26 protein-coding genes are annotated in these 26933 nt (G+C 40.8%); 9 read left to right on the top strand and 17 right to left on the bottom strand.

The annotated features are described in order from the left end of the window. Nucleotides 1-2: 2 nt before the first annotated feature. Together BFP97_RS08060 and BFP97_RS08055 are read right to left on the bottom strand one after the other, a co-directional pair. Nucleotides 3-773, bottom strand: coding sequence for a zinc ribbon domain-containing protein (locus BFP97_RS08060; protein WP_069841930.1), 771 nt, complete (start codon nt 771-773; stop codon nt 3-5). An 11-nt stretch (nt 774-784) separates the two neighbouring features. Continuing rightward, nucleotides 785-1882, bottom strand: coding sequence for a Nif3-like dinuclear metal center hexameric protein (locus BFP97_RS08055; RefSeq protein ID WP_069841929.1), 1098 nt, complete (start codon nt 1880-1882; stop codon nt 785-787). Nucleotides 1883-1934: 52 nt separating this feature from the next. Here BFP97_RS08055 and lpxK point away from each other — a divergent pair, with 52 nt between their 5' ends. Together lpxK and BFP97_RS08045 are read left to right on the top strand one after the other, a co-directional pair. Next, a complete protein-coding gene (gene lpxK / locus BFP97_RS08050) occupies nt 1935-2957 on the top strand; it encodes a tetraacyldisaccharide 4'-kinase (RefSeq protein WP_069841928.1) in 1023 nt (340 codons plus the stop codon). A 32-nt stretch (nt 2958-2989) separates the two neighbouring features. Further along, complete coding sequence (locus tag BFP97_RS08045; protein WP_255399553.1) at nt 2990-4915, top strand: putative porin; 1926 nt, start codon at nt 2990-2992, stop codon at nt 4913-4915. Here the strand turns inward: BFP97_RS08045 and BFP97_RS08040 are convergent. Then, entirely contained in the window at nt 4912-5814 is a 903-nt protein-coding gene (locus BFP97_RS08040; RefSeq protein ID WP_069841926.1) for a DUF3078 domain-containing protein, read from the bottom strand. The genes BFP97_RS08045 and BFP97_RS08040 overlap by 4 nt on opposite strands. Before the next feature lie 128 nt (nt 5815-5942). On the opposite strand from BFP97_RS08040, the gene BFP97_RS08035 reads away from it, so the two are divergent. Next, entirely contained in the window at nt 5943-6548 is a 606-nt protein-coding gene (locus BFP97_RS08035; RefSeq protein ID WP_255399412.1) for a tRNA-(ms[2]io[6]A)-hydroxylase, read from the top strand. On the opposite strand, the gene BFP97_RS08030 is transcribed toward BFP97_RS08035, so the two are convergent. Further along, entirely contained in the window at nt 6545-7813 is a 1269-nt protein-coding gene (locus tag BFP97_RS08030; protein WP_069841925.1) for an asparagine synthetase B, read from the bottom strand. The genes BFP97_RS08035 and BFP97_RS08030 overlap by 4 nt on opposite strands. Nucleotides 7814-7924: 111 nt before the next feature. On the opposite strand from BFP97_RS08030, the gene BFP97_RS08025 reads away from it, so the two are divergent. Next, nucleotides 7925-9157 carry an ABC transporter permease gene (locus BFP97_RS08025; protein WP_069841924.1) on the top strand — a complete coding sequence of 411 codons (1233 nt, stop codon included), beginning with the start codon at nt 7925-7927 and terminating at the stop codon, nt 9155-9157. Nucleotides 9158-9234: 77 nt separating this feature from the next. Next, on the top strand, nt 9235-9612 hold the full coding sequence (locus BFP97_RS08020; protein ID WP_069841923.1) for a hypothetical protein: 378 nt from the start codon (nt 9235-9237) through the stop codon (nt 9610-9612). Here the strand turns inward: BFP97_RS08020 and rsmG are convergent. Genes rsmG through BFP97_RS08005 form a run of 3 tightly spaced genes read right to left on the bottom strand, consistent with a single transcriptional unit; the run spans nt 9606 to nt 11981 of the window. Beyond that, nucleotides 9606-10232 (bottom strand): 16S rRNA (guanine(527)-N(7))-methyltransferase RsmG, encoded by a 627-nt coding sequence (gene rsmG, locus BFP97_RS08015; RefSeq protein ID WP_069841922.1) that lies wholly within the window; start codon nt 10230-10232, stop codon nt 9606-9608. The two genes, BFP97_RS08020 and rsmG, sit on opposite strands and share 7 nt — an antisense overlap. A gap of 46 nt (nt 10233-10278) precedes the next feature. Further along, on the bottom strand, nt 10279-10887 hold the full coding sequence (locus BFP97_RS08010) for an RNA polymerase sigma factor (protein ID WP_069841921.1): 609 nt from the start codon (nt 10885-10887) through the stop codon (nt 10279-10281). Continuing rightward, complete coding sequence (locus BFP97_RS08005) at nt 10878-11981, bottom strand: glycosyltransferase (RefSeq protein WP_069841920.1); 1104 nt, start codon at nt 11979-11981, stop codon at nt 10878-10880. Before BFP97_RS08005 ends, BFP97_RS08010 begins: the two co-directional genes overlap by 10 nt. Before the next feature lie 72 nt (nt 11982-12053). Here BFP97_RS08005 and tgt point away from each other — a divergent pair, with 72 nt between their 5' ends. The 3 genes from tgt to BFP97_RS07990 are packed head-to-tail and all read left to right on the top strand — an operon-like array spanning nt 12054 to nt 15168. Further along, nucleotides 12054-13184, top strand: a complete 1131-nt coding sequence (tgt, locus tag BFP97_RS08000) for a tRNA guanosine(34) transglycosylase Tgt (RefSeq protein ID WP_069841919.1) — start codon at nt 12054-12056, stop codon at nt 13182-13184. Continuing rightward, nucleotides 13181-14263 carry an LptF/LptG family permease gene (locus BFP97_RS07995; protein WP_255399409.1) on the top strand — a complete coding sequence of 361 codons (1083 nt, stop codon included), beginning with the start codon at nt 13181-13183 and terminating at the stop codon, nt 14261-14263. The genes tgt and BFP97_RS07995 overlap by 4 nt, the downstream gene beginning before the upstream one ends. Then, on the top strand, nt 14263-15168 hold the full coding sequence (locus BFP97_RS07990) for a DMT family transporter (RefSeq protein WP_069841918.1): 906 nt from the start codon (nt 14263-14265) through the stop codon (nt 15166-15168). The genes BFP97_RS07995 and BFP97_RS07990 overlap by 1 nt, the downstream gene beginning before the upstream one ends. A gap of 9 nt (nt 15169-15177) precedes the next feature. Here BFP97_RS07990 and BFP97_RS07985 read toward each other — a convergent pair whose 3' ends face one another. The 10 genes from BFP97_RS07985 to BFP97_RS07940 all read right to left on the bottom strand — a co-directional run bounded on the left by BFP97_RS07985 (nt 15178) and on the right by BFP97_RS07940 (nt 25514). Next, on the bottom strand, nt 15178-16017 hold the full coding sequence (locus BFP97_RS07985) for a M23 family metallopeptidase (protein ID WP_069841917.1): 840 nt from the start codon (nt 16015-16017) through the stop codon (nt 15178-15180). Next, nucleotides 15977-16804: a 4-(cytidine 5'-diphospho)-2-C-methyl-D-erythritol kinase gene (gene ispE / locus BFP97_RS07980; RefSeq protein WP_317039319.1), complete on the bottom strand. Its 828-nt coding sequence runs from the start codon at nt 16802-16804 to the stop codon at nt 15977-15979. The genes BFP97_RS07985 and ispE overlap by 41 nt, the downstream gene beginning before the upstream one ends. Nucleotides 16805-16858: 54 nt before the next feature. After that, nucleotides 16859-17674 (bottom strand): enoyl-ACP reductase, encoded by an 816-nt coding sequence (locus BFP97_RS07975; protein ID WP_069841915.1) that lies wholly within the window; start codon nt 17672-17674, stop codon nt 16859-16861. A 97-nt stretch (nt 17675-17771) separates the two neighbouring features. Then, on the bottom strand, nt 17772-18902 hold the full coding sequence (locus BFP97_RS07970) for a carbohydrate porin (protein ID WP_069841914.1): 1131 nt from the start codon (nt 18900-18902) through the stop codon (nt 17772-17774). A gap of 80 nt (nt 18903-18982) precedes the next feature. Beyond that, entirely contained in the window at nt 18983-20635 is a 1653-nt protein-coding gene (gene recN, locus BFP97_RS07965) for a DNA repair protein RecN (RefSeq protein WP_069841913.1), read from the bottom strand. Between the two features lie 37 nt (nt 20636-20672). Then, nucleotides 20673-21587, bottom strand: coding sequence for a DUF4835 family protein (locus BFP97_RS07960; RefSeq protein ID WP_069841912.1), 915 nt, complete (start codon nt 21585-21587; stop codon nt 20673-20675). Further along, on the bottom strand, nt 21562-22761 hold the full coding sequence (gene coaBC, locus BFP97_RS07955) for a bifunctional phosphopantothenoylcysteine decarboxylase/phosphopantothenate--cysteine ligase CoaBC (RefSeq protein WP_069841911.1): 1200 nt from the start codon (nt 22759-22761) through the stop codon (nt 21562-21564). The genes BFP97_RS07960 and coaBC overlap by 26 nt, the downstream gene beginning before the upstream one ends. A gap of 6 nt (nt 22762-22767) precedes the next feature. Continuing rightward, nucleotides 22768-23097, bottom strand: coding sequence for a DNA-directed RNA polymerase subunit omega (locus BFP97_RS07950; protein ID WP_069841910.1), 330 nt, complete (start codon nt 23095-23097; stop codon nt 22768-22770). 2 nt (nt 23098-23099) lie between these two features. Beyond that, nucleotides 23100-23930 (bottom strand): outer membrane protein assembly factor BamD, encoded by an 831-nt coding sequence (locus tag BFP97_RS07945; RefSeq protein ID WP_069841909.1) that lies wholly within the window; start codon nt 23928-23930, stop codon nt 23100-23102. A 108-nt stretch (nt 23931-24038) separates the two neighbouring features. Next, nucleotides 24039-25514: an OstA-like protein gene (locus BFP97_RS07940; protein ID WP_221406595.1), complete on the bottom strand. Its 1476-nt coding sequence runs from the start codon at nt 25512-25514 to the stop codon at nt 24039-24041. A 73-nt stretch (nt 25515-25587) separates the two neighbouring features. Here BFP97_RS07940 and tilS point away from each other — a divergent pair, with 73 nt between their 5' ends. After that, the gene (tilS, locus tag BFP97_RS07935) at nt 25588-26916 is read left to right on the top strand and encodes a tRNA lysidine(34) synthetase TilS (protein ID WP_069841907.1); all 1329 of its coding nucleotides are present in this window, start codon (nt 25588-25590) and stop codon (nt 26914-26916) included. Nucleotides 26917-26933: the final 17 nt, after the last annotated feature.

Raw genomic sequence — 26933 nt, 5'->3', positions numbered from 1 at the left:
GATTATGCTTTCTTTCTTCTGCTTCTTTTTGGTTTCTCCTCCGTTACAATCTCATCAGTAACTTCGGCTAAAATTCTTCCACAGTGCTCACAGACAGTAATTTTCTTGCTGTCTCTAATGTCAGCTTGTCTTTGCGGAGGAACAACGTTGAAACAACCACCACAAGCTCCTCTGCTAACAGGAACAACGGCCAAACCGTTTCTGGCGTTTGTACGCAATTTCGTATAAGAGATCAGAAGTCTTTCTTCAATATTTTTCGCAGCCTTATCTCTTTCTCCTAAGAGTTTCTTCTCATCTGTTTCACTTTCTTTCGTCAATACTTCTAGCTCAGACTTTTTAGTCTCAAGATCTTTCTGTCTTTCTGCCAACTCACCTTGGGTCTTTTCGATTTCTTCTTTCTTAAGATCAATCTTAGCGTGAGCTTCTTTGATTCTCTTCTCAGAGATTTGAATTTCAAGGTTTTGCAACTCCATTTCCTTCGTAATGGCATCGTATTCACGATTGTTACGAACGTTCATTTGCTGCTCCTCATATTTTTTTATGAGCCCTTCAGAATTTTTTATTTGAGTCTTGTGATCAGAAATATTGCCTTCCAGTTCTGCAAGTTCAGTGTTGAACTTTTCAACTCTCGTTTCATATCCTGCAATCTCATCTTCAAGATCTGCTACCTCTTCAGGTAATGCTCCTCTTACTTTTTTGATCTCATCTAATTGAGAGTCAATCGATTGTAGGTTCTTTAACGCCTCTAATTTCTGTGCAACTGTTTTTTCCATTGACGGTTTTTTTAGAAGTACTTTACGGGATTCGTATCCACCTCTGATAAATAGGTTGCAATATTAGCAAAATTTTCTCTGATAAACCCATCAATCAAGTCTTTTGTAAAGACTTCACTTTCATAGTGTCCAATGTCTGCAATCAGGGTTTTTCCCTCTCCGTCAAAGAACTCATGATACTTGAAATCTCCGGTTACGAAAGCATCCGCTGACTGTGCTTTTGCCTGACTCAATAAGAAGCTCCCAGCACCTCCACAAACTGCAACTTTTTTGATCTGTTCTCCATCAAATGAAGTATGCCTTATCATACTTAGAGACATCTTGTTTTTTAGGTAGGAGAGGAACTCTGCAGGCGTTTTTGATTCGGGTAATTCTCCAATCATACCAGCACCTACCTGCTGGTTTGTATTTTCAACAGCTTGAATGAAGTGGGCCACTTCTTCATAGGGATGGGCAGAATGCATAGCACTAATGACCTTGTGCTTAAGTACTGCGGGTAAAATCATTTCAATTCGGTCTTCTTTTACAGTTTCCTGTTTGCCGGCCTCCCCAATGCTGGGCTTGGCAGAATCCTTAGGTTTGAATGTGCCTATTCCTGTCACTTTAAAGCTGCAGTGGCTGTAGTTTCCGACATTTCCTGCGCCCGCCTGATGTAGGGCCTCTAAGAGTTTGTCAGTGGATTCTGCTGGAACGAAAACCTCAAGTTTCAAAAGTGTGTCTGCCCTAGGTGCCAAGATTTGAAGGTTCTCAAGCTCCAGTTTCTCTGCGATTTTTGCATTCACCCCGTTGTAAACATTGTCTAGATTCGTGTGTATGGCGTAGATGGCGATATCATTTTTTATCGCTTTTATGACGGTTCTTTCGACATAGTTTTTACCATTGAGCTGCTTCAGGCCCTTGAACACGATGGGGTGATGTGCAATAATGAGATTGCACTTTTTACGAATCGCCTCATCAACAATAGATTCAATGCAATCCAATGTGACGAGTACGCCACTTACTTCCGTGTTAAATGCACCCGTAATTAGCCCAGAGTTATCGTAGCTTTCCTGATATCCCCTTGGAGCGATGCTTTCAAGTGCAGAAATGATATCCTTTATTTTCGTCATATTTGACTTTATTTGCAGCCTTTAAATCTCTAAAGATAATCAGCTGAACTGAATGAAATTCATCAGAGCTTTATTCTTTCCTTTTTCAATACTCTATGGTTGGTTGATGCTGGCCAGAAACCGGCAGTTTGATAATGGTCAGCGTACACAGACTGAGTTCGACAGAGTAGTAATATCGGTCGGTAACTTGTCTACTGGCGGAACAGGAAAAACTCCGATGATTGAGTTTTTAATTAGTAAGCTGAAAGATCAATATAAGCTGGCGACAGTGAGTCGTGGTTATGGCAGGCACACTAAGGGTTTTCGGATTGCAATTGATTCTGATGACGCTAAGAGCATAGGTGATGAGCCATTGCAGTTCTATCGTAAGTTTGGTAAAGATGTTGTTGTATCTGTATGTGAGGAGAGAATCCTTGCCATTCCATCGATCTTAATGGAAAAGGACGATATCGAGGTTTTCCTGCTTGACGATGCTTACCAACACAGGAAAGTAGCTCGCGATTATAATATCATGCTTTCTGATTACCATCATCCTTTCTATAATGACTATGTTTTGCCCACGGGTAATCTCAGAGAACCTCGTTCTGGGGCAAACAGAGCAGATGCCATTATAATAACTAAGTGCCCAAATTTAAGCCAGCAGGAAAAAGAAGAGGTTATTTCATCCATTCGAGCCTATAATGATTCTGCTCCTGTTTACTTTTCTCAAATTGCCTATCAGAAGATTTTACCTGTTTTCGGGGATGCCCAAGTATCTGGAGAAATAGCGCTCCTTACTGGTGTTGCAAAGGCTCAACCGATTGCCGATCACCTTTCGAATTCTTATAATGTTTTGAAGCATCTGGAATACGCAGACCACTATCATTTCAGATCGAGCGATTTGGATGAGATGTTAAAGACACTAGAAAAAATTGAAACCAAAGTACTCGTAACAACAGAGAAAGATATGGTACGACTTTTGCCTTTCAAATCGCATCCTCTGTTTCAAAAGATCGATTTGTTTTACTTACCTATTGAGTTCAAGATAGATCGGGAAGATGATTTTTTATCGGGGTTAATGAAGGTGATTCGATAAGGGAAAGGTAAACTGAATTTGTATTTTTGGCCGTGCGTAAGGGAATTCTATTATTAATTGGTTTAGTCAGTTTTGGTTCTTGGGCTTTGGCACAAGTAAACAATTTGAGTTCGTTTAGTAACGCTCAAACAGATTCACTTTTAGAGGCTCGTAGCAAGGCCAGGGAGGAGCGCCAGAAGAAAACCGGGAACTATGGGGCACATACCACGCGCTTTACATTCGAAGAGAACTTTAAGTTCAATAATATTCAGTTCACCACTCCCGACACAATTCCTGACAACCTCCATCGCTTTTCAGACTTGGAAAGAAGTGATTACCTAATCCAAAACCTTGGTAATATTGGTACGGCCCGAAGGTCGCTTTTCTTTGAACCCTCAAAAACCATTGGAAGAACCTCGGGCTATTCGGTTTATGATCATTTCTATACTAGCCCTGACCAGATTAAGTATTATGATACGCGATCACCTTATACAGATATTTTTGCTGCTTTTGGAGGAGGTGGTAGAGCCGTAACAGATGTGACCTTCACGCTGAATGATAGTGTTCAGTTCAATATTGGATTCAACTTTAATAGCATCAGGTCAGACAAACAACTGGCTTTTTTGACACGTGGCGATCGGCAAGTAAAGAACAACGACTGGAATATTTTTGGGTTCCTACGTCCAAAAAGCCTGCCCAAGTATTTGCTGTTATTTAATATGACTCAGTTAGATCATGAGGTGACGGAGCAGGGAGGGATTATCGACCCGAGTATCGATACATCTAACCCTGAAGCGACATTTTTTGACTATCAGGATGCCAATGTTATTCTTGACGATGCCTTTAGCAAAGACAAACGAGGAGGCTTTCATATTTATCAACAGTATGACTTAGATTCTATTTTTCAGGTTTATCACACCTTTAATTATCTGGAGCAAATCACCAGGTATGATGACTTTTATACATTGAGTGGTTCAGATTCTCTCCTTTATGAATCAGTTGGAGGAGAGATTTCTGGGACTATTGCTCAGAGAACCACTTTCAGAGAACTCTTGAATGAAGTAGGGCTGAAGGGCAGAACAAAGAAATTCTCATACACGCTATTCTATAAAAACAGACTATTGACTTATGATGTGGCACAAATTGCTAACACAATCAATGAAACAGAACACTATTTAGGTGGAACATTTAGACAACAAATTACTCCTAAAGTGTTTCTAACGGCCTCCGGTGAACTGCTGACCGGAGGGAACTATTATGCCGAAGGAAAATTCACCAGTGATTTTTTTGATGCTACCTATAGTCGTATCAATAATAAGCCTTCGTTTCTGGCCGAACGTTTTGAAGGTGAGCAGAGACAGTGGACTAATGCTTTTAATAATCAAATCTCGGACAACCTTAAAGGTACTATCAAATTACGTTCAGGGAATGTCGGTTTCAGGCCTTTCGTAAGGTTCAACAGAGTTTCTAACTACACTTATTTTGATGAAAACCGACTTGCTGCCCAAGCAACAGGTGATTTATTGTTGTTGTTGTCACCTGGTTTTCACCTGGACTGGAAGATTTCTGACAAATGGTATTGGAGTAGCTCGTTCTACTACAATAACGTGAGTGGAGGAGCGACTAGCACGTTTAGGATTCCTGAGACAATGGCACTTGCTCAAATAGCTTACAAGAATGTGTTATTTGATGGAAAAATGATTGTGCAAACTGGAATGGACGTGCATTTTAGAAGTGCTTATTTTGGACAAGCATACGATCCGACTTCACAGCAATTCTATCTTCAGAATAGTTTTGAACAAGGTAGTTTTGCTAAAATCGACTTGTTCTTGAACTTTAAGGTTAAGACCTTCCTTTTCTTCTTGAAATCTGCCCATTTGAATCAAGGTGTAACGAGTGACGGTTACTTCATAAGTCCGTTATTCACCGGCACTCGTAGAACACTTGATATGGGTGTTAGATGGTCTTTTTACGACTAATTAGAAGTAAAGAGCGCAAAGTTTGCACCGAAGTTCAATACATGCTTGAACTGTAACTCTCTCGTTGGAGGGCCACTTTCTTGCGTGAAGAAGATGTCCGCATCATAAATCATCTGAGTACCGAATGTGGCATTGAACCACTTGTTCACTTTCATTACTAATAGTGTTTCCCAGTTCACATCAATAGTTCCGAAAGTATCAGAATAAGGCGTAAAGAAGTTTGCTGTACTAGTAAATGTAATATTCTCCATCAATGGAAGACTAAGACTCGCCAAAAGGTTGGTACCGAATTCAGCCCTTACATTCTCATTTGGGTCTACACCATATGCTCCTACACGGGCAAGATCATCATCCGAAACAAAAGTGAATTTCCCTGCAGCAGGTGCGAATGAAATACTCAAGTGCTTACCTATCTGATGATCAATACCTAGGTTGATGGATAGGTAGCCAGGAGCCATGAAGTTTGAAATCTTTGTTACGAGCTCCTCTCCCGGGTTGTCCGGATCATCCTCGAAAGTGTTACCCACTAGCAGCTGTGTTCTCAAAATTCCCGTTAAACTCCATGAGAGATTCTCTCGGATTGACTTACTATACTGGGATAGGAGAATAATGTTATCATCGGTTTTTCTGAAGTCTTGCTCACCAACTTTAGCTCCACCAAGGGCGAAATCGAATTGATTTTTCCAAGTACCATTTCCTTGTTTTCTCACGATCGAAGTGTTGAACACAGTTCCAATGGCTAGAGAATTCTCTCCACCACCAGCCCAGTTGGAAAGGCCAACGTTAGCAAAATTCACTCCCCAAGAGCCCTTTTTTTCAATGGTGACGGAGTCAGCATCTTGGGCCTGAACCGTAACTGCAGCGACAAGCAATACCGCTATTAGAATATGTCTTTTCATGCTTTTATTTGAGTTGTTGATGTATTTGCAAAAATGAAGTTTATATCAGGATTATCAAAAAAGAATGGATTTTTAGATTGTGAATATTCAATATTTCCGATTTAGGAGACTAAGAGTACTTTTGCAGTATGGAGACTGAGTTCAAGAATAACATGTTGGGATTGCAACTTCCAACAGATCCCAGGTGGGTCAATATAGCCCAGATGAACATCGAAGATATATTGGTGGATCATGCCTATTGTGAACAAAAGGCGGCATCGTCATGTATCTCTCTAATCGTTCAGTATCCTGAGAAAGAAGCACTTGTGGAAATGATGACGCCAGTAGTGGCTGAGGAATGGAGTCATTTCGAGCGGGTGATCGAACACTTGAAGAAGAGAGGTATGGCTTTGGGCAAGATGCGCAAAGACGAATATGTTATTAAGCTCTCAGGCATTCTCAAGAAAGGAGGAAGTCGGGAAGCCCAGTTAGTCGAAAAACTGCTGATGAACGCCTTAATCGAAGCGAGAAGTTGCGAGCGATTCAAGTTATTGCATGAGGAAATAGAAGATGAGGAACTTCAGAAGTTCTATTACGAACTTATGGTCTCTGAGGCTGGGCACTACAAAAATTTTATCAGCCTTGCCAAAGAATACATGCCCGAAGACTACGTGAGAGATCGCTGGAAAGAGTTTTTACTAGAAGAAGCGAAAATTCTCCAGTCACTTGAAGTGCGGGGCGATCGGATGCACTAAGTCTTTCTCTTTTTCTTTTTTGCCGCTGGAAACAGGATGTTGTTAAGGATTAGCCTGTAACCCGGTGAATTTGGGTATAGGTTCAAATCGGTTGGTTCTTCACCTACCTGGTGTCTGTAATCTTCTGGATCATGTCCTCCATAGAATGTCCAAAAACCTTTACCATATACCCCATGAATGTATTTGGCCTCATCAGCCGCGGTAGTTTCACCCATAATCACCACATCTGGCTTTACAGTGAATTTTTTAAAGGAGGTGGTTTGACCATAAAAGCCTTTTACTAGGTTGATATGGTTTTGAGTCAGCATTGTGGGAATCGGGTCCCATTTTGCCGAGAATTGAAATAGCTTAAAGTAATCGTTCCTTTCATTTAAAGATCTGATTCTTCTGGCATCTGTATTATCAATATTAGAGAACTCATATTCCATCGGGTCCTTCTTGATCTTGAAATTCTCGAATGCCAAGGTTTGTGAAAAGTCGAATTTAGATTCGGCAGATGGGTCTGCAGGATCGCCATCGTACATGGCTTCAATAAAGTCTGTTCCGGCAGCAGCCAATGCAATATCAAAGCTATCGGTAGCAGAGCACATGGCAAAAAGAAACCCTCCACCTGCTACAAAAGTCTGAATCTTTTGTGCTATAGCAAGTTTTAGCTGGGAGACCTTTCTGAAACCATGTTTTTTGGCCATGGCTTCATAATCTTTTTGTTGTTGTATATACCAGCTGTAGTTTTTGAATGATGCATAAAACTTTCCGTATTGTCCTGTAAAATCCTCGTGGTGCAAGTGAAGCCAATCATAGGTAGTGAGCTCGTCAGCCATCAACTCATCATCGTAGACAACATCATAGGGTATTTCTGCATAGGTGAGTGCAAGCGTCACAGCATCATCCCATGGCATCTTACTCTTTGGAGAGTAAACGGCAATTTTCGGGACTTTTTCCAGACGCATCATATCCATGTTAGTCGAGGGTGATGAGAGTTCTCGCTCGTATCTGGCTGCATCCGCATCGGAGATCATTTCATAGGAGACACCACGAATGATCAACTCATTTTGAATTCCTGTTCGGGCAGGTAATAAAAAACTTCCTCCCCTAAAATTTAACATCCAGTCAATTGGTTCGTCTTGACTTAGAACCCAATAGGCTACGCCATAGGCTTTCATATGATTGGTCTGAGATTGATCCATTGGTACAAGGATCTTATTCGCATACCCAAAACTAGTAATGGCAGTCAAAAGGAGTAGGGAAAGAATTCTCTTCATCATGAACAGGATTTTAAACCGTTTAAGTGTGGAATCGTTTAATTTACGTATTAGTTACTAAAATCTGACCAGTGGTCAGGTACATTTGTAACGAGCTAAAACTCAAAATGACCAATGAATCTAGGACAAAATATTAGCGAAGGGATAAGTTCTATTAAGTCCAACATCTTAAGGACGGTCCTGACAGGACTAATTATCGCAATTGGGATTACCTCACTTGTAGGTATGCTTACCGCTGTGGATGGTATCAAAAGTGAAATAGATGCTAGTTTGTCCAATTTGGGAGCGAATAGTTTTGACGTTAACTCAAAATTTGCTCGTGGCAATAGAAATGGACGGAAATCTAAATCTTTTGAGCCGATCAAGTTTGATGATGCTATGCGATTCAAAGATGATTTTGATTATCCATCTACGACCACCGTTTTTACCAGAGCAAGTGGTATCGCTGAGGTCAAGTATGAAGAAAAAAAGACCAACCCTAATGTAACGATCACCGGAGGTGATGAAAACTATTTTGTCATTAAGGGTATTGAAATAGAAAAAGGTAGAAACTTCTCTTCGCTTGAAACACAGTATGGTAATTACGTCTGTATTCTCGGTACCGAAGTGGTTAAGAAACTCTTTGAAGATAATGAAGACCCATTGAATAAGACCATCAAGTTTTATGGTAATAACTATCGTGTAATTGGTGTGCTTGAAGAGAAAGGTGGATTTGGGGGGGATACTGAAGAAGACAGAAACATTATAATACCGTTATTGAATGCCAAACGTCTAGACAGAAGCGGTCGTATGCGTTACAGCATTACCACTATGATCGCCAACCCAGAAAACATTGATTATGCTATGGGCGAAGCGACCGGTTTCATGCGTAAGATTAGAGGTGATAAGATTGGAGAGGAAGACTCCTTTGAATTAGAGCGAAGTGATTCTGTAACAGAAGCACTAGACGACATTACTAATGGTATGCGATGGGCAGGTTTCAGTATTGGGGCTGTCACTTTGTTAGGTGCTGCTATTGGTCTCATGAATATCATGATGGTGACCGTTACGGAGAGAACTCGAGAAATCGGAGTTAGAAAGGCTTTAGGCGCCACGCCAAAGAGAATACTGCAACAGTTTCTAATTGAAGCTGTGGTAATCTGCCAAATGGGAGGTATTGTTGGAGCAATCTTGGGGATTATTGTCGGCAATCTCATTGCCAATTTCTTAGGAGGTGCGTTCGTAATTCCATGGTTATGGATTACTGTCGGACTCGTTGTTTGTGTGATTGTAGGAGTTGTTTCTGGATATGTGCCTGCAAAAAGAGCTGCCAAGCTTGACCCTATAGAGTCGCTAAGATTTGAATAAGCGGTTTGTGCCGCTGATGAAAAAGCCCCGACTTGTCGGGCTTTTTTTTATCTTGAAGTTCACAAATCTCAACAACTATGAATCTTCAAGACCCAGTCCATAAAAAGGTAATCGGTATCTCGTTTATCGTTTTTAGTGCATTATGGCTTTTGTCCATGGCGTTTTTCGATACGTTCATGGATTTTTTCGTAGACCGTGCTATGGAAGAATCGGGAGGAGACCCAGATGTGTTCTTCATCTTTGATATTATCAATTCAATCTTTTGGGGACTAACTATTCTCTTTTTCATACCAAGGTTGATTCTGGGAATAGCCTTAGTGAGTGGTCAGAAATGGGCTAATATTCCATCACTAGTATACGGTGTGGTGAGCCTCATTAACTTCCCTGTCGGAACTGCACTGGGTATTTATTGCATTTTGGTGTTTACCGCAAAGAAACCAGAAGAAGATTATTGAGCAGGAAGGTAAATTACCTTCTTGGTTTCAAAGAATTCCTCTTCAAAATAGTCGCTCAACTTGTGGGTGGCTATTTTTTTGAGTTTTGATTCTTGAAGTTCTTCCTGCAAGTCTCCTCCTTTTAGGTATAAGAGGCCATTCTTTAGTTTGTGCTTCGACCTCGGTTTGAAGTTTTTCCTGATCCATGGATAAAAGCGAACCAAACGGGTGACGGCACGGCTGATTACAAAGTCATATTCATCCTTGATTTGTTCAGCACGGGCATGTTCGCCTTTCACATTGGTCAATCCAAGGCTTTCACTCACGGCATTGACCACTTTGATTTTCTTGCCTATAGAGTCCACCAAATGAAAGTTACTTTCTGGGAAAAGAATGGCCAATGGTATGCCTGGGAAACCTCCGCCCGTACCAACATCAAGAATATTAGTGCCTTTCTTGAAGTTGATGACTTTAGCAATCCCTAAGGAATGAAGTACATGACGCTCATAAATATTTTCAATATCCTTTCTGGAAATTACATTGATTTTCTCGTTCCAATCGGCATATAATGACTGTAATTGAGAGAATTGATCAATTTGTTCCTTTGTGAGGTCAGGAAAGTACTTAAGAAGAATGTCCATTGATCAGGGAATGGTTTATTGAAAAAGGTTAGCCCTAAATCAAGTGCTATATATGGTCTTTTTTACTTTTGACCAAGTCATACATCAATTCACGTGCTCTGTGAAGTTGCGCTTTTACGGTACCTAATGGTGCTTCCAACTCTTTAGCAATTTCATCATAACTGAGTTCATCAAAGTACCTTAGCTTAACGAGCCGTTGGTATTTGGCCGGTAGTTTTGTTACAAATAGTCGGACGAGCTCTATTTTCTGACTTTTAATCGCTTCCTCTTGAGGATTAAGGTTTCTGTCAGCAACGTCAATCGTCACAGAATCTCCATTATCATCCTTGAAAGAAGTGTCAAGGCTCATGGTATCCAGCCTTTTTTTCCTGATGAAGTCAATGGTATTGTTTGTGGCAATTCTGAATAACCAAGTACTGAAAGTAAAGTCTTTCTTAAACTTATGAAGGTTCTTGAAGGCTTTTGCGAATGCTTCAATGGTCAGGTCTTCTGCATCATCAACATTTCTGACCATTTTCAGTATCATATGATAGACAGGTTTTTTGTACCGTTGCATTAGGTCAGCATATGCTTGCTGGTCCTGACCGTCAACGGCAGAGTCTATCAGGCGAAAATCTTGAAGTGCCTTATCAGAAAACTGTTTACCTACTTCCATTTAATACTTTTTGCTGATATCGCTCGGAGGCTCACAACAGGATAGTAAATACTATAACAAAGATCCAAAACAGGAAGTGCCCAAAAAATAATAGGGGAACCGAATTTTTGACCAATGCGGGCAAATATACTATAAAATGACAAGCTCCTTAGACCAAAAGCCGCCAAAATAAAATAAGGGTTAATTGCACTTACCAACAACGAGAAAAAGAAAATCCATCCGAACAAAAAGCTTAACGTAAAAACTCCTAAAAGCGTTTTGTCTTTTTTATGATAGTGTACACCGACTGATAAGTGACGAATTTTTTGTGTTAAATATTCGTGCCAAGTGTGCTTTGGTTTTGAAATGGTTTGGCTGGACGGTAGGGTGATGTTAATCGTGTTGTCCTTGGTCGCGATATGATTAATCATTAGATCATCATCGCCCCCGACAATATGTGCCATCGAAGCTAAGTAGTCTAGGTCGTAGGAGTTTCTTCTTATTGCCCAGTTACGACCTACTCCCATATAAGGTCTTCCAATTGCCGATAGTCCCAAGTATTGCAAGCCAGTTAACAAAGTCTCGAATTGAATGAATCTGTTTAAGAACCCGGCTACTTTTTGATAAGGTGAAAAGCCAAGTACAATGGCTGTTGTCTCCTTGAAAGCTCCTGCCATTAAAGAAGCCCATTGTGATGATTTGGGGATGCAATCGGCATCAGTGAAAAGTAGTATGTCATTTTTAGCTGCTTGAATACCCAGGCTTAAAGCATGTTTTTTGCCAGTCCACCCTTCGGGAAGGTGATCGATTTTGATCTGTTTAAAATGGGGTTTATTCCTTATGGATGTTTCAATAATAGTCTCTGAATTGTCTGTTGATCTATCATTCACAATGATCACCTCCAAGTCAGGGTGATCTTGATCGTGCAAAGCGCGAATGAGTTTAGCAAGGTTTTCATCTTCGTTTCTAGCGGCAATGATTATGGATACGCTGGGTGTTTGGGAAGACTTTTCGGGTGTATCTTCCTTTTGTAAGAGTTTTCTAAATACCAGTTGATGAAATAGAATCTGAACCAGCAGGCAGACTGAAAAAAGCACCAGTATGATCTCCGTCATTGGGGAAAGAATAAGTTTCAAAGAAACAAGAATTGACCAATACTGCTATTTTTGTGCCGTCAAAATGTGAGAATGGACTTTAAGTTAGAAACAGAAGATAAAGGCTCAAAAGCCAGAGCGGGAACCATAACTACCGATCATGGCAAAATAGAAACGCCCATTTTCATGCCTGTAGGAACAGCAGGAACAGTAAAGGCTGTCCATCAGAGAGAACTTAAAGAGGATGTTAAGGCTGAAATCATCCTTGGTAATACTTATCACCTCTACCTTCGACCTGGGTTGGAAATTATAGAAAAGGCTGGGGGGCTTCATAAGTTCAATGGTTGGGATAGACCATTGCTAACCGACTCTGGAGGTTATCAAGTCTATTCACTCGCCAATACAAGGAAGATCAAAGAGGAGGGTGTTACCTTCAAATCACATATTGACGGCTCTAAGCATACATTTTCTCCCGAATATGCGATCGATATTCAACGAACTATCGGTGCTGATATCATTATGGCCTTTGACGAGTGTACGCCTTACCCTTGTGAGTACGGTTACGCGAGAACCTCTATGGAAATGACCCATAGGTGGTTGAAGCGCTGTTGCGACCGTTTTGACCAAACCGAAGGAAAGTATGGTTATAATCAAACTTTATTCCCGATTGTACAGGGGAGCACTTATAAAGACTTAAGACAGAAATCGGCCGAGACGATAGCGTCTTTTGAAAGAGAAGGCAATGCGATCGGTGGTTTGTCGGTAGGAGAGCCTCATGAAATACTTTATGAGCAAACCGAGGTAGTTTGTGATATCCTACCTAAGGATAAACCAAGATATTTGATGGGAGTGGGTACGCCAGAGAACATACTGGAATGCATTGCTTTGGGTGTTGATATGTTTGATTGTGTAATGCCAACCAGGAATGCACGCCATGGCTTACTCTTTACATCCGAAGGGATCATCAATATCAGAAATGAGAAATGGAAAGATGACTTTTCACCTGTTGATCCAAACTTGGATGGCTATGTAGATAGTTTCTATACCAAAGCTTATTTAAGGCACTTGACTCACAGTAAGGAAATTCTAGCTGCACAGATCGCCAGTATTCATAATTTGACTTTTTATCTCTGGTTGGTTAAAGAAGCGAGAAAACATATTCAGGCAGGCACGTTTATTGATTGGAAGAACGTCATGGTTAAAAAGCTGGTGACAAGATTATGATGAGGATATTAGATCGATATATCCTTAAAAAATTCTTAACGACCTTCGTTTTTGTGGTTGCTATTCTTGTGGCCATAGTACTGATCATCACTTTCTCAGAAAGGAATGAGAGTTTCATCAAAAACAATGTTCCTGCAAGTCTGATACTTCAGTATTTTCTGTCATACGCTCCGTATATCGCCAACCTGATCACCCCAATCACAGTGTTCATCGCTACGGTTTTTGTGACTTCTAAACTGGCGAGCCACACAGAGATTATTGCGATTTTAAGTGGAGGAGTGAGTTACCCCAGAATGCTCAAACCATTCTTTATTGGCTCATTGATCATTGCATTAGTGAGCTTTGTTTTCACTGGTTGGATCATTCCTGACGCTAATAAGTTCAGGGTGGCATTCGAGATTAAGTACTTCGATAAGGAGTTTAATTTCAGCGACCGGGATGTCCACTTTAAGGTTTCACCAACAAAGTATGTCTATGTAGCTTCCTATGACAACCGGAGGGATATTGGTTTTCGATTTACGTTAGAGGAAATTCAGGACAAACAGGTGCTCTGGAAGTTGACCGCCAGGGATGCTACTTGGGATACACTGCAGATGGGCTGGAAGTTGAAGGATTGGAGTTTGAGAGAGTTTAATGGACCTAAAGAGATATACAAATACGAAAATGTAAAAGATACGGTCATTCAAATCAATATGACGCCAGCGGATTTTGGGAATACCAAGAGTTTCGAGCAGACATTGACAATTAATGAGCTGGATGACTATATCAACGAGCTAAAAATGAAGGGTGCTGATAATATTGCCATCTATAAAATTGAAAAACTTGTTCGGTATATGTCGCCATTTACGGCCATCATATTGACCTTCATTGGGGTAATTCTATCCTCAAGAAAGACGAGAGGAGGGGTAGGATTCCAAATCGCGTTGGGCTTCTTTATTGCCTTTATTTACATTTTACTTTTCATCGCTGCAAAGAGTAATGCCGAAACAGGTTCGATGAATCCTATACTTGCCATATGGCTGCCTAACATAGTATTCTCTATCTTAGGCGCCTTGTTATATCGCTTCGTGCCCAAATAATGACAGCCACTTTCAAAGATTTTGCTAAGCTTCACTTCATAGTGTTTCTGTGGGGCTTTACTGCCATTATTGGAAAGGAGTTGACCATCTCTACGGCAGATGTGGTCATGTACCGTACAGGAATGGCGGGATTAGTGGTGGCTATTTACATGTATATCAGAAAAGATCCTCTACGTTATCCTACTAAGGTTCTGATTCAGTTCGCACTTACCGGTTTGGTGATTGCAGCACATTGGTTTCTGTTTTTTGAGTCTGCGAGAGTTTCAACCGTTTCCGTTTGTCTGGCTGGGATGGCTACCACAACTTTTTGGACGAGCTTGATAGAACCCATCTTCACCAAGAGGAAGGTAAATGCAATTGAGGTGTTCTTGGGTTTGGTGGTAATCGGTGGACTCTATGTGGTTTTTAGCTTTGAGATAGACAACGTACTGGGGTTATCACTGGCAATTTTGTCTGCCATGCTTTCCGCTACATTCTCTGTGCTAAATGCAGGTTTTGCCAAAAAGCATTCTCAGTACGGTATTACATTGTATGAAATGTTGGCAGCCTGTCTGTTTACCATGACCTTTATACCGTTTTATAAAGTTTACTTTTTGGATGAGGCAGCAGCTTATGCTGTTCCTACGGGTTTTGAGGATTGGGGTCTACTTGTACTGCTTTCCGTGGTCTGTACGGTTTATGCGTTTTCTGCATCTGTTGAACTGATGAAGCGGATATCAGCTTTCGCTGTGAACCTAGCCATCAACATGGAACCCGTGTATGGTATTTTAATGGCCCTACTGATTTATGGGGAAAGTGAGGAAATGAGCCAAGGGTTTTATTTGGGTACATTGATAATCATGGTGGCGGTGTTTTCATATCCTATGATTAGAAGGTATCAGAGAAAAAAGCAGAGAAAGCATTAGCCTAGTCAGTTAAAAAGCGGAATACATCTTTCCTTGCTTTAAATATCCAATCTTGTTTGGTTGATATTTAAACTTCGTTTTAAATGTAATTTGGCGAGTGCCGTCCGTTTTAAAGACAATAAAGTGAAGATGCGATCCTGTAGTATAACCAGTATCTCCGCATTTGCCTATTGCTTGACCTTGTTCCACTACATCACCGACCTCGACAATTGCCCCATTCAATTGTAGATGGTGGTACTCTGCCATGGTTCCATCGTCATGCAAAATACGGATGTAGTTTCCGTCTGACATACACTTTCTGGAAGGACAGCCTTGATCCGAGTCTTCTTTTATTTTTACTACAGTCCCATTTCTGGCCGCCAGAATGGTTTCACCCTCTGGCATCGTAAAGTCAAGCGCGTTGATCCCTCTATGTGTTGAAGGACCATTATAACCTTGCGACATTAAGTATCGCTTTCCTTTTTCAAATGGGAGTTGATAGACATAATCTTCATCATGAACAGCATTGCCGTTGCCCTCCATATACTGAAACTCATAATTCACTTTCCATGGGATGTTTTGTTGCAGGTGGAAGGTGGCGATGATGAATCGTTTTTCATTGCTGGGTAGAACGATAAACTCTGGTAACGGTTTATCAAGACGAAGTCCTCTAGAGTCTATTTTTAATCTGATAGTGTAGGGGTAGGGGTCTGGGTTGTCCGCATATAGCAGAACTCGCTGACCTACTTGTGTATCGTAAATGGTGATGGTTTTTTGTGCGGATAATGAAGTGACAGTAAGGGCTAGTAATAAAGCCCAAAAGGATCGCCTATAAAGGCATAGCTTTAGTAAAGTATTTGGTATCCTCAAAGTCAGTCGTGTCAGCAGGTCTACTAAATATACCAAATAGTGTGGAACCTGACCCACTCATAGCTGCATATAATGCCCCTGAATCATATAATTTGGCCTTTATATCAACTAATTCTGAATGTTGATCAAAAACGGAAGCTTCGAAATCGTTGGTCAAAGATCGCTTCCAAAGCTCAAAATCCTTTGATTCTAAGATCTCTTTTAGGTCAATCTTTGGAGTCTGCGGACTAGTGCCGGCATAGGCAGCTTTTGTAGAAATATGGATTCCGGGGTTAATAACTAAAAGGTGACAACCACTCAGGTCCAAATCAAGATGATTAATCTCAGTTCCTGTACCTGTAGCAATGGCAGGCTTGTTTTTAATGAAAAAGGGGCAGTCACTTCCTAATTGAGCAGCATACTCCTCTAGAATAGAGTCATCTAGAAAGAGCTGAAACTCCTCATTTAGCATATGTAGCATAAAAGAAGCATCCGATGACCCTCCACCAAGGCCAGCTCCCATGGGAATAGTTTTGAGTAAATGAATATCTAGCTCAGGAAGAGGGTAGTCCCTCTTGAGTAGTTTATATGCCTTGAGAATAAGATTATCATTGGGATTGCCAGGAATCTCAATGCCACTTGACGCGAATGAGGTCTTTTTGGATGGAACTGCCTCGAGCACGTCACAGAGGGGGATGGGGTAAATGCCAGTATTGATGGTGTGATAACCGTTGGGTAGTTTGCCTGTGATTTGCAGGCCTAAATTGATCTTGGCATTTGGGAAGGTAATCATTCTAAAAAGCGCCATGCCTAGTTGAAGCAATGGTCTCAGCTTCTTCTCTAAGCATGGCGCTTGGTTTTATTAATCTTTCTTCAATTGGTCGATCAGTGCATCTGTAATTCCTGAGGAAGAGAAACCACCATCGTGCATCAGGTTTTGCATGGTCACCATACGGGTAAAGTCTGAAAAGAACATGACTGTATAGTTAGCGCAGTCTTCTGCACTTGCATTACCCAGTGGGGACATTTTATCAGCATAGTCGAAGAATACATCAAAGCCTCCAACACCTGTTCCGGCAGTTGTCATGGTAGGAGATTGAGAAATGGTGTTAACTCTTACATTCTTTAGCCTGCCGAACCTCTCACCATAACTTCTGGCAATTGACTCTAGCATTGACTTAGCATGGGCCATGTCTGAATAATCAGGGAAGGTTCTCTGAGCAGCTATATAAGATAAGGCCATGATGGAACCCCACTCATTCATTGCATCAAGCTTTTCTGCTGTCTGCATTACTTTATGGAATGAGATGGCAGAAACATCTAGTGTCTTTTGTAGCCAATCATAGTTCAGATTACCATATTCTCTACCTTTACGAACATTCGGACTCATACCTATCGAGTGCAAAACAAAATCGATTTTACCCCCCAGGATTTCCATTGATTTAGTGAACAGATTTTCAAGGTCCTCTACAGAAGTAGCATCGGCCGGAATGATTTCAGCCCCGCATTCCTCAGCTAACTGGTTGATGGCTCCCATGCGCATTGCAATTGGTGCATTGGTTAGCGTGAAGGTAGCACCTTCCGCCTTTGCAACTTGAGCTACTTTCCATGCGATAGAACGCTCGTCCAAAGCGCCAAAAATGATTCCTCTTTTTCCTTTGAGTAGGTTATGTGACATAGTTTGTTCGTCTTGATTTCGGTCGTAAAAATAGGGATTAGATTTTAAATAGTGATGCACTTAAGCCGCCCATTGCATCTGTAATGGATAATTCGCTTTAGAACTTAATATAGGCTCTCAAGGCAATAATGATAGGGTTTTTCTGATTATCGATGATTTGATTCATCCCGATCCAATGAAAATAGGGTTGCAAGCTTAACCAATCCGATATTTCTTGCTTGTAATTGATTTCGATGATCGTCTCACTTTTCAAGTTATATTTACTCCTAACACTCAAGAATTCATTGTTGAGTCTAGCATGGCCTAGGGCCAATCCAATTTCGTTAGTTTTCTTACCAATGTAATTCGAAAGACGTAGACCAAGGCCATAGTAATAATTTAAATCACTAACCACTTTAGTACTACTATTAAACTGAAAGAATAGGTTGACCGTTTTTTCATCCTTTTTTGAGATCAAGAGGTCTGAGACAAGGTAAAAGGCGGAAAGTCCACGTGTCGTATTTTGTGTTTCTCTATTTGTGAACTGACCTGAATGATGAAAAAAGCCGACTTTCTGAATAAGCCTGTCTCTAAATAACCTGAATTCAGGTTCTACTAAATAGAGAAGGCCTTGGTCATTGGGTAAGTCCCAGTTGACGGTTAGGAAGTTGTCTCGAGGAACAGCGAATTGTCCATCGAAGACACCAAGCTTCAGATCTAACTTGTCATTTAGTCGAATACCAGTGGTCAAGGCAGCACCGACAACAGGGTAGGTAGGAGCCGGCATGTTAATGGTCGCTACGGGATCTATACCAAAAGAACTATGGGTGAATAGCAGAGCGTTTTCAGATACAAAAAAGTCCGTATTTAAATCCTGTTGACCGAATTTCAACCAAAAATCATCCGTATAATATTGGTAATACATTTCATAGAACCCATATAAGAAGCCCGCCTCGATATTTGAAAAGGTCTGTAGATCACCGACTATGTTAGCAGAAGGTTCTCCACCGTGTGTAAGCATTAAGCCAAGATTAAGGCTGTGTTTTTCACTAATGCTGAGGTTTGAGGTGTTGAGTAACCAACCTATTAAATGTAAGTCCTTGCCTTCATTCTCTGAAGTATGAGCAAGAACTTCCGAGAGGTAAATGGTTTCATTGGTATACTCAAGTGACTGTGCGTTTAGATGGTTCAGTGTTGTGCCAAGGAAGAAAAGTATTGAGGCACCAAAAATGGATCGCTTTCCGAGCATTCAGTCTATTAGTATTTCCATCCGACCGAATATAGTAGACTGTTTTGTCAGAATAATTCTAAATAGGCTTTATTCAGATATTAGACTTTCATTAACTCTCTTGCAGAGTCAAAGGCATTAGTAGAAGCTTGTTTTCCACCTATCATCTCGGCAATTTCATTTAGGCGCTCTTCTTGATTCAGCTTACGGATTTGACTTGTTGTGATATCAGTACTCTCGTCTTTGAAGACAAAATAATGAGATTGGCCTTTGGCAGCAATTTGGGGGAGGTGAGTGATTGTGATAACCTGGTGGCTCTTAGCCATTTCAAGCATCATTTGAGCCATTTTGATGGCAATTTCGCCTGATATTCCCGTGTCAATTTCATCAAATACAATAGTGGGTAGGGCGGTCTTCTTAGCCAAGATGTACTTGATAGAAAACATGAGTCTTGAGAACTCTCCGCCAGATGCTGCTTGTTTTAAGACTTGAGGTGCAACTCCTTTATTAGCTGAAAACAGGATATCAATTTGATCTATCCCATTGGCATTTAGTTCCGTGTTTGAATGATCCATCGAGATGGTGGCGTTTGGCATGCCTAATTCCGATAGTAGGCTGATTACTTGATCGCTAAAGCCTTCAAATACGGACTGCCGCTGTCCAGAAAGCTCTTGCGCAAGTTTCAAAGCTTTTTGATAAGCTTCTTGCTTGGCCCTATTAGCCTCTTCTATGGCCTCATCAAGATTTTCTACTTTCAGTACTTTGTTGCCCAATTCATCGTAAATGGATAGCAGCTCCTCAATTGAGCCGACTTGGTGCTTTTGCTGAAGTTTATAGATCAGGTTGAGTCGCTCTTGAACTTCTTCAGCACGATTTGGGTCGTAGACAACACTGTCCTCTTCAGTCTCTAACTCACTAACAATGTCTTTCAGTTCTATCCTTGTACTCTCAACTCTTTCCAATAAGCTGGCATATTTGGGGCTAAATTGACTGATTTGATTAAGGAGTGTTTTCATCTCCTGTATCATATTAGTCAAATTAATCTCAGAACGATCAGATATGCTCAATGCCCCATTGAGTTTAGTCTTGATTTCTTCAGCGTTTTCGAGCTTATTTAATTCCTCCTCAAGACTTTCTTGCTCATCACTGTCGAGTTGGGCATTGTCTAACTCCTCAAAGAGAAACTGATTATAATCCGACTCTTTTCTAATTTGATCTCCTTCAGTAATGAGGCTCTTATAGATCCTGTGTTTCTCCTGGTAAGCTTTGAACGCCTCCTGCACTTCGTTTAGAAGCTCGGAAGTCGAAGCGACCGTATCGATGATTTCTAATTGATAGTGATTGTGGGCCAGGCGAAGGGTTTCATGTTGAGAATGCACATCCATGAGCCTGATACCCAATTGCTTCAAAAAATCCAGATTGGTAACACCATCGTTTACAAAAGCTCGAGATTTACCTGAGGCACTAATTTCTCTTCGGACAATACACTCTCGGTCAAAATCGATGTCAAATTCTTCGAAGAGCGGTTCTAATGCGTAGGCAGAGATGTCAAAAACTCCCTCAATAACACATTTTCGGCTTTGATCAAGGAGTACTTTGGTATCGGCACGATTGCCTAATAATAGACCCAGTGCTCCAAGCATGATAGACTTACCCGCGCCTGTTTCGCCCGTTACTATATTCAATCCCTTGTCGGGACTAATTTGCAAGTGCTTGATAAGGGCATAGTTCTCTATGGAAAGGCTCGTGAGCATTGAACAAAAGTATCAATTCAGGCAGCCAAGTACAATACTAATTCTGTACGATTTTCTGATACTTGGACCTTCGGGTTGGATCAAGTTTTAAGAGTTCGTTATAGACATTCCTTCGTACATCCATTTGTCCTTTTGAAAAGAGGTTGATGATTTCATCATTCTTAGCATCAAGGAAGGCTATGATAAGAATGGAGTTGGGAAGAATTCTATTTACATTCTGAATTTCTTTCAGTGATTCCAGAATAATTGCCCTGCTATCATCTGGTGTCCGTTGAAACTTATCTAATGCCCGCAGGTGATATTTGTAAATGGCTCTCCTTATCGGCTCGTACTGATTGTTTATTCTTAAGTTTTCTATCAACCAGTAACGATTTCTTCTGTTCTGGAATTGGCCCCAGCCAGTAGATCCCGAATTTTGGGCATTGTTTACAATCAACAAGGCCTTGTCGTAAAACTGTGTTCCGCCCAACGGGCTAAAAGAGTCATAATCTAAGCCTAAAGCAATGTAGGCGTAGTAGGCCAGGAGAGACGTGATGTTGCTACTGAAGTTATTCTCATTGAACTGCAGAGGTTGAGAAGTTGTGAATTGGAAATCCCAATCTCTATCAGCAAAATTTAATAGTACAGTCTCATAAGAAGTTCCATAAATAGGTCTTATCAATTGTATTTGTGCATTGGCAGTAAAACGTCCAATACTAGGCTGGTCTTGAATGGTAAGCAGAAGATTGCCTTTAATTTTTTCAGTATTACGAAACCGATCGTCACTCCATTTTGTATCGTTTAGAAAGCGTTGGAAAGCAGTCCTCATCTCATCGAAAATCCCTCGTTCTGTAGTTTGGACAACATCGGCATTGATACTAACCGTGAAGTCTAGTTCTTGGCCGATCGATTTGATCGGGGAAATGAGGAGGAGTAAAAAAAGGAGACTAGCTAACCTGCTTAATGATGGCATCGACAATGTCTTTTGCGACTTCTGTTTTAGTCTTTAACTCAAAGTGCTCAATATTATTGGCTTTGTCAATAATTGAAATTTTGTTGGTGTTGTGGCCGAAGCCGGCTCCAGCATCCTGAAGAGAGTTTAAAACGATGAGATCAAAGTTTTTGGCCTCAATTTTCTCTTTGGCATTATCCAACTCGTTGTTCGTTTCTAAGGCAAAACCCACGTTAAGTTGACTTTCAGTTTTCTTTTGGCCAAGTGCTTTTGCAATGTCGACCGTTTTGGATAAGGCGATTGACATGCTCTGTCCCTGCTTTTTGATTTTCTGATCAGCTACATCGTTAGGTGCATAATCAGCTACGGCTGCAGCAAAGATCGAAATATCAGTCTCTGCAAATATCTTATCACAGGCTCGGTACATTTCCTCTCCAGAACGGACCGATACCCTTTTCACATTGGGCTCATCGATCTCTAAATGTGTTGGACCAGAAATAAGGTTCACCTCGGCTCCTGCCTGAGCGGCAGCCTTGGCAATAGCATACCCCATTTTACCTGTTGAATAATTGCCAATAAATCTAACTGGATCAATGGCTTCATAGGTGGGACCAGCAGTAATGAGCACCTTCTTACCTGTAAGTGGTTTGTCAGCTGAGAAATGTGTCTCTAAAACTTCAATCAAGTCCTCTGGTTCTGCCATTCGGCCTGTGCCGATTAGTCCGCTAGCCAGTTCCCCATGCTGGGCCTCAATGATCTGATTGCCAAAAGATTTTAGCTTTTCAATGTTGTTTAAAACAGAAGGGTGCTGATACATATCAAGGTCCATAGCCGGGGCAAAAAAGACCGGGCATCGAGCGGATAAATAAGTTGCCAGCAATAGATTGTCACACAAACCATTGGCCATTTTGCCTATAGTGTTAGCGCTGGCTGGCGCTATCAACATAGCATCGGCCCAAAGACCCAGATCAACATGGTTATTCCATTCACCTTGGTCTCCATCTGTAAACTTGGAGAAAGTCGGATTTTTAGAAAGGGTGGAAAGTGTAAGAGGAGTAATAAAATCCTTGGCAGCATCCGTCATTATGACCTTGACCTCAGCTTCAGCTTTGACCAATAGTCGAACCAAAAAAGCAGCCTTATAGGCTGCTATGCTGCCGGTAACCCCGACTAATATTTTCTTTCCTTTCAACATGAAAGATTAGCTATTTGCTTCTTCCTCAGCCTCTTCAGCTTCTTTGAACCTGTGATAGATTTCACCATTGATGAATTCTTCCACGGCCATTGCTGTAGGCTTCGGCATTCTTTCGTAGAATTTAGAGATTTCAATTTGCTCTCTATTTTCGAAGATTTCCTCAAGGTTATCAACGGTAGAAGCGAATTCTGCGAGTTTACCATTCAATTCTTCTTTCATGGTGCTTGCAATTTGCTTCGCTCTTTTAGAGATGATTGCTACAGACTGGTAAATGTTACCGGTTGGTTCTGCGATTTTATCAGAATCTCTTGTAATGATTGATGGACTTGCTGCCATAATTAATTTGTTTTCAGTTTGTTTAATTCGTTCGTAGACCTTTCAAAATAGTCCTTTGCTTTATCCGAGTATTCACTTACCGGAAATCGCTCTATAAAGTCTTTATATAAATCTAGTGTTCTGTCAAATCGTTCCTCCTTCAAGGAGAAAATACTATTATCAGCCAACTTGAAACTTGTTTCAACACTTAAGAACATGAGTTCCTCATTGTACTTAGAATCTGGATAGTCAGATTTGAAAGATTGAAATGTCGTTAATGCCGCTTCCAGATAATTTCTAAATGAAAGTCCGGTGCTGAGTCTATAATATAGCTTAGCAGTTTGATAGGCTTTGGTTTCAAACCTAACCTGAAGCTCATCAATTATATCGTTGGCCTCTTGATAATACTGAGACGCTGGATAACGATTCAGGAAGGTTTGCATCGCTACTACTGCACTCTCAGAGCTGCTTTGCTCTAAATCAGGTCCTGGTGAATCTAGATATAATGAATAGGCCTCCATGAATTGAGCTTCTTCTGCCAAAGGACTTCTTCCATAAGTTCCGTAGAAAACACCGAACTGGTAAGCGGCCAGTTGATATAGTCCGCTGTAGTACTCACAATACGCCCAGTAGTACCTGATTTTTTCTGAATATTCCGATCCGCGATAGAAGGGTTGAATTCTTTCAAAAAGGACCTTAGCCTTGCTATATTGCCCTTTTTCGTAGAAAGCTACGGCTCCATTAAATAACTCGCCATACTCATTGGACCGCTCTAGTTTTGCCAACTGTGTAGTACAACTAGAGAGCACCAATATCAATGAGCATAAAGTCAATAAAATGGGGGCTTTTTTCATAAGCGTGCAAAGTTACCAGTATATCGGCAGAATTCCAATCTCTGGGGGTTGACAATCAATGATCAAAGAAAATTAGTTTTTAGCTTAATAATAAGCGTTTAACCCTTTTTAACGGTCATATCTCAGGTGTCTGGCAATCTCTCTGAGCTTTGGTTTTTCCGCAAAACGCCAATTAAAGCCTCTTAGTATTTTGTCGGTCGGTTTGATTTCAAAATCAGGGATAACCTGGCCGTCTACCTCTCTGTACGTCCTGATCTCCACAACTACATTTTCTTCAAAGAAGAGTGTCATAGACGAGCACTTGAGTTTATTCATGGAAGTGGCTCCCAAGTTGTCAACAACATAGTATATACTTTCTCCATTACCATTGACATCTGTCTTGCTCACGAATCCTTCTTTGAAAAACACTTCCATGGTCTTCCCGGAAACCTGATTGAAGTTTTTCGAACTGTCTTGTGAGATCACAAACGATTTAATGGCCAAATTCATTTTATGGACTTTATCATTCACTATCTCAATATTAATGGAGTCGGCAGTGATTTGGCTATCATTAGACCAAATCACTGGGTCTTGATACATGTAAATGGTGGAATCTGAGAAATTATAGCTCATTGAATCAGCGATTCCTTGCATATTCGACTTGAACATCTGTACTCCTTTATAGGCAGTGATATACTTGTTTTCAGGATCGCTTTGGTCGGAAAACAGCGTGTCAGCTTTAATAAATAAGGAGTCTCCCTGCATCATGCTTTTCATGTAGGCATTCTCATAGGCATAGGCAGTATTGTTGGCTTTATTGTATATGGCCTTGTCCCCATATATGGTCAAGGAGTCTTCCTTAGACAGCATGGTAATGTTGTTGAACGCCTCATAAACCTGGAGGCTGTCGTTTGTGATGAGCGTATCAGCCTCTATATCAAATTCAGCATTGAAAATTCTACCTTGATAAATTTCGGAGTAGCGGGTTTGTCTATTGTACAATAGTCCCTTGCTCGATTGCAAAGTGTCTCCATCAGTCGTTATCCCCAAGGTTGGGCCATAGCTTCTTGTCTTAGTATCGAGCGTATTGTAAAAAAGTGTGTCTGTTTCTAAGTAAAAATCTTCATTGACCATTCTTACGGAGTCATAAAAGCGGGATTCTTTGCTTACCGAATTGTAATAACCTGTTTTGCTAGTTAGCTTACTGGTATTGTCAATCAGTTTACCACCATTGAAATAGTTTCCGACTTGTGTATTTCGATCGTAATCGAGATTGTCTGTGTATAGCGTAGTGCTATCATCTTTCATAATGACATTATCTCTTAAGAAAGCAACCCGCGTGTTGCCATTGTATTCGAGGTAATCACTTTTTACATCAATGATGTCCACTGTATCAATGATCCGTACATGGCCAAAGGCCAAAGCAGAATTCGTGGCTCTAATCAGGTAAGCAGAGTCACAGAAAATTTCAGTATTGCCCTGAACCAAATGCACGCTATCAATCAGCTTCTGTACATTTTGTCCATCAATAATCTCAGACCTAAGTTTACCAGAGTAAACAAGCCGAACGGTGGACTGCCCAACTAAACTCAGGTGAAATACCAAAAACAAAAAATAAAAGAAGGTTCTCCTCATTTCAACAAGCCGCAAAATTAGCGATTTATGCTATTTTTGACCCATGCACAAACGCTTTTTGCAGTTTATCAAAAAACATGCCCTTAATGTCCATGAGCATAAATACCTCTTGGCAATTAGTGGCGGGGTGGACTCAATGGTGTTATGGCATTTAGCGGAACAGTCCGATGTTAATTATTCAATTGCGCACTGTAATTTTCAGTTGAGGGGCGAGGCTTCCGACAGGGATCAATCATTTATTGAAGAGAGGGCTAAAGGATTAGGCCGGCAATTTCATTCAAAACGTTTCGATACTGAGTCCTATGCCACGCTTAATAAGGTGTCGACTCAAATGGCAGCCAGAGAATTACGCTATGCTTGGTTTGATGAGTTATGTAGCAAAGAGGGCTATCAAAAGATTTTTTTAGCGCACCACGCAAATGATGATGTGGAGACTTTTTTGCTAAACATGATTAGAGGGACGTCAATAAAGGGTTTGACGGGAATGGATTCATTTGGCGAGAAGCTTGTACGTCCATTGCTCGATGCGAGTAAGGAGGAAATTATGGAGTTTGCTATAAGCCATGACATCCTATGGAGAGAAGATAGCAGCAACGCGGAAGTCTATTACAAAAGAAACTTTATTCGGAAGGAGATCATTCCTAAACTCGAGACCCTGAATCCAGATTTTTTAACCACGATGAAAAGGAATATGGTTAAAAATATGGAGGTTGCCCGACTTGCTGACCTAAACATTGAAAAGCTCAAAGCCGAACTATTAGAGGAAATCGGTGATGGGTTTTCCATAAGAAAGCGTGATTTGACCGAGCAGGAGATAGGACCTTATGTATTAAGTGAATTTCTGAAAGAGTTTGGTTTCAACTATTATCAATGTGAAGAAATAATTTCTGGACTATCAGGCATTTCTGGTAAAGTTTTCAAAAGTCCTTCTTATGAGTTACTCGTAGATCGAGAGGTAGTTCACATTAGACACATTTCTACAAATTTTCAGGAAGAGCTACTGATCGAGTTGGGAGACGTGCTGTCAGTTCAGAGGGGTGAATATAAAGTATGGATATATGATGATCCAAATCAAGAAATTGATCAGGCTTCCAGCAATGCAATGCTGGACTTAGACAAATTGAAGTTCCCTCTAGTCCTTAGGAAATGGAATGAGGGTGACAGAATTCAGCCTCTGGGAATGACAGGTCAAAAACTAGTAAGCGATTTGCTCATAGATTCAAAGCTATCTCGTTTTGAAAAACAATCTGTACATGTGTTATGCTCTGAGGGTGAGGTTGTCTGGGTTGTGGGTCTTAGAATTTCAGATAAGTTTAAGGTGGATAAGGACACCAAGTCCATATTGCACTATCAGCTTGCTGACCGTGTCTAGTATTTGATCAAAAAAAC

The sequence above is a fragment of the Roseivirga sp. 4D4 genome (assembly GCF_001747095.1).
Lineage (GTDB): Bacteria > Bacteroidota > Bacteroidia > Cytophagales > Cyclobacteriaceae > Roseivirga.
Note: the sequence above shows the minus strand (reverse complement) of the source record. Positions and strands in the feature narration are given on the sequence as shown.

Excerpts from the sequence above, each read along its gene's own strand:
- BFP97_RS08030 (WP_069841925.1), bottom strand. The coding sequence starts at position 7,813 with ATGATGAAGAGAATTCTTTCCCTACTCCTTTTGACTGCCATTACTAGT.
- BFP97_RS08060 (WP_069841930.1), bottom strand. The coding sequence starts at position 773 with ATGGAAAAAACAGTTGCACAGAAATTAGAGGCGTTAAAGAACCTACAA.
- lpxK (WP_069841928.1), top strand. The coding sequence starts at position 1,935 with ATGAAATTCATCAGAGCTTTATTCTTTCCTTTTTCAATACTCTATGGT.
- BFP97_RS08055 (WP_069841929.1), bottom strand. The coding sequence starts at position 1,882 with ATGACGAAAATAAAGGATATCATTTCTGCACTTGAAAGCATCGCTCCA.
- BFP97_RS08035 (WP_255399412.1), top strand. The coding sequence starts at position 5,943 with ATGGAGACTGAGTTCAAGAATAACATGTTGGGATTGCAACTTCCAACA.
- BFP97_RS07960 (WP_069841912.1), bottom strand. The coding sequence starts at position 21,587 with ATGCCATCATTAAGCAGGTTAGCTAGTCTCCTTTTTTTACTCCTCCTC.
- recN (WP_069841913.1), bottom strand. The coding sequence starts at position 20,635 with ATGCTCACGAGCCTTTCCATAGAGAACTATGCCCTTATCAAGCACTTG.
- tgt (WP_069841919.1), top strand. The coding sequence starts at position 12,054 with ATGGACTTTAAGTTAGAAACAGAAGATAAAGGCTCAAAAGCCAGAGCG.
- BFP97_RS07995 (WP_255399409.1), top strand. The coding sequence starts at position 13,181 with ATGATGAGGATATTAGATCGATATATCCTTAAAAAATTCTTAACGACC.
- BFP97_RS07990 (WP_069841918.1), top strand. The coding sequence starts at position 14,263 with ATGACAGCCACTTTCAAAGATTTTGCTAAGCTTCACTTCATAGTGTTT.
- BFP97_RS08025 (WP_069841924.1), top strand. The coding sequence starts at position 7,925 with ATGAATCTAGGACAAAATATTAGCGAAGGGATAAGTTCTATTAAGTCC.
- BFP97_RS08005 (WP_069841920.1), bottom strand. The coding sequence starts at position 11,981 with ATGACGGAGATCATACTGGTGCTTTTTTCAGTCTGCCTGCTGGTTCAG.
- BFP97_RS08040 (WP_069841926.1), bottom strand. The coding sequence starts at position 5,814 with ATGAAAAGACATATTCTAATAGCGGTATTGCTTGTCGCTGCAGTTACG.
- BFP97_RS07945 (WP_069841909.1), bottom strand. The coding sequence starts at position 23,930 with ATGAAAAAAGCCCCCATTTTATTGACTTTATGCTCATTGATATTGGTG.
- ispE (WP_317039319.1), bottom strand. The coding sequence starts at position 16,804 with ATGGCGCTTTTTAGAATGATTACCTTCCCAAATGCCAAGATCAATTTA.
- rsmG (WP_069841922.1), bottom strand. The coding sequence starts at position 10,232 with ATGGACATTCTTCTTAAGTACTTTCCTGACCTCACAAAGGAACAAATT.
- tilS (WP_069841907.1), top strand. The coding sequence starts at position 25,588 with ATGCACAAACGCTTTTTGCAGTTTATCAAAAAACATGCCCTTAATGTC.
- coaBC (WP_069841911.1), bottom strand. The coding sequence starts at position 22,761 with ATGTTGAAAGGAAAGAAAATATTAGTCGGGGTTACCGGCAGCATAGCA.
- BFP97_RS08010 (WP_069841921.1), bottom strand. The coding sequence starts at position 10,887 with ATGGAAGTAGGTAAACAGTTTTCTGATAAGGCACTTCAAGATTTTCGC.
- BFP97_RS07975 (WP_069841915.1), bottom strand. The coding sequence starts at position 17,674 with ATGTCACATAACCTACTCAAAGGAAAAAGAGGAATCATTTTTGGCGCT.
- BFP97_RS07950 (WP_069841910.1), bottom strand. The coding sequence starts at position 23,097 with ATGGCAGCAAGTCCATCAATCATTACAAGAGATTCTGATAAAATCGCA.
- BFP97_RS08020 (WP_069841923.1), top strand. The coding sequence starts at position 9,235 with ATGAATCTTCAAGACCCAGTCCATAAAAAGGTAATCGGTATCTCGTTT.
- BFP97_RS07970 (WP_069841914.1), bottom strand. The coding sequence starts at position 18,902 with ATGCTCGGAAAGCGATCCATTTTTGGTGCCTCAATACTTTTCTTCCTT.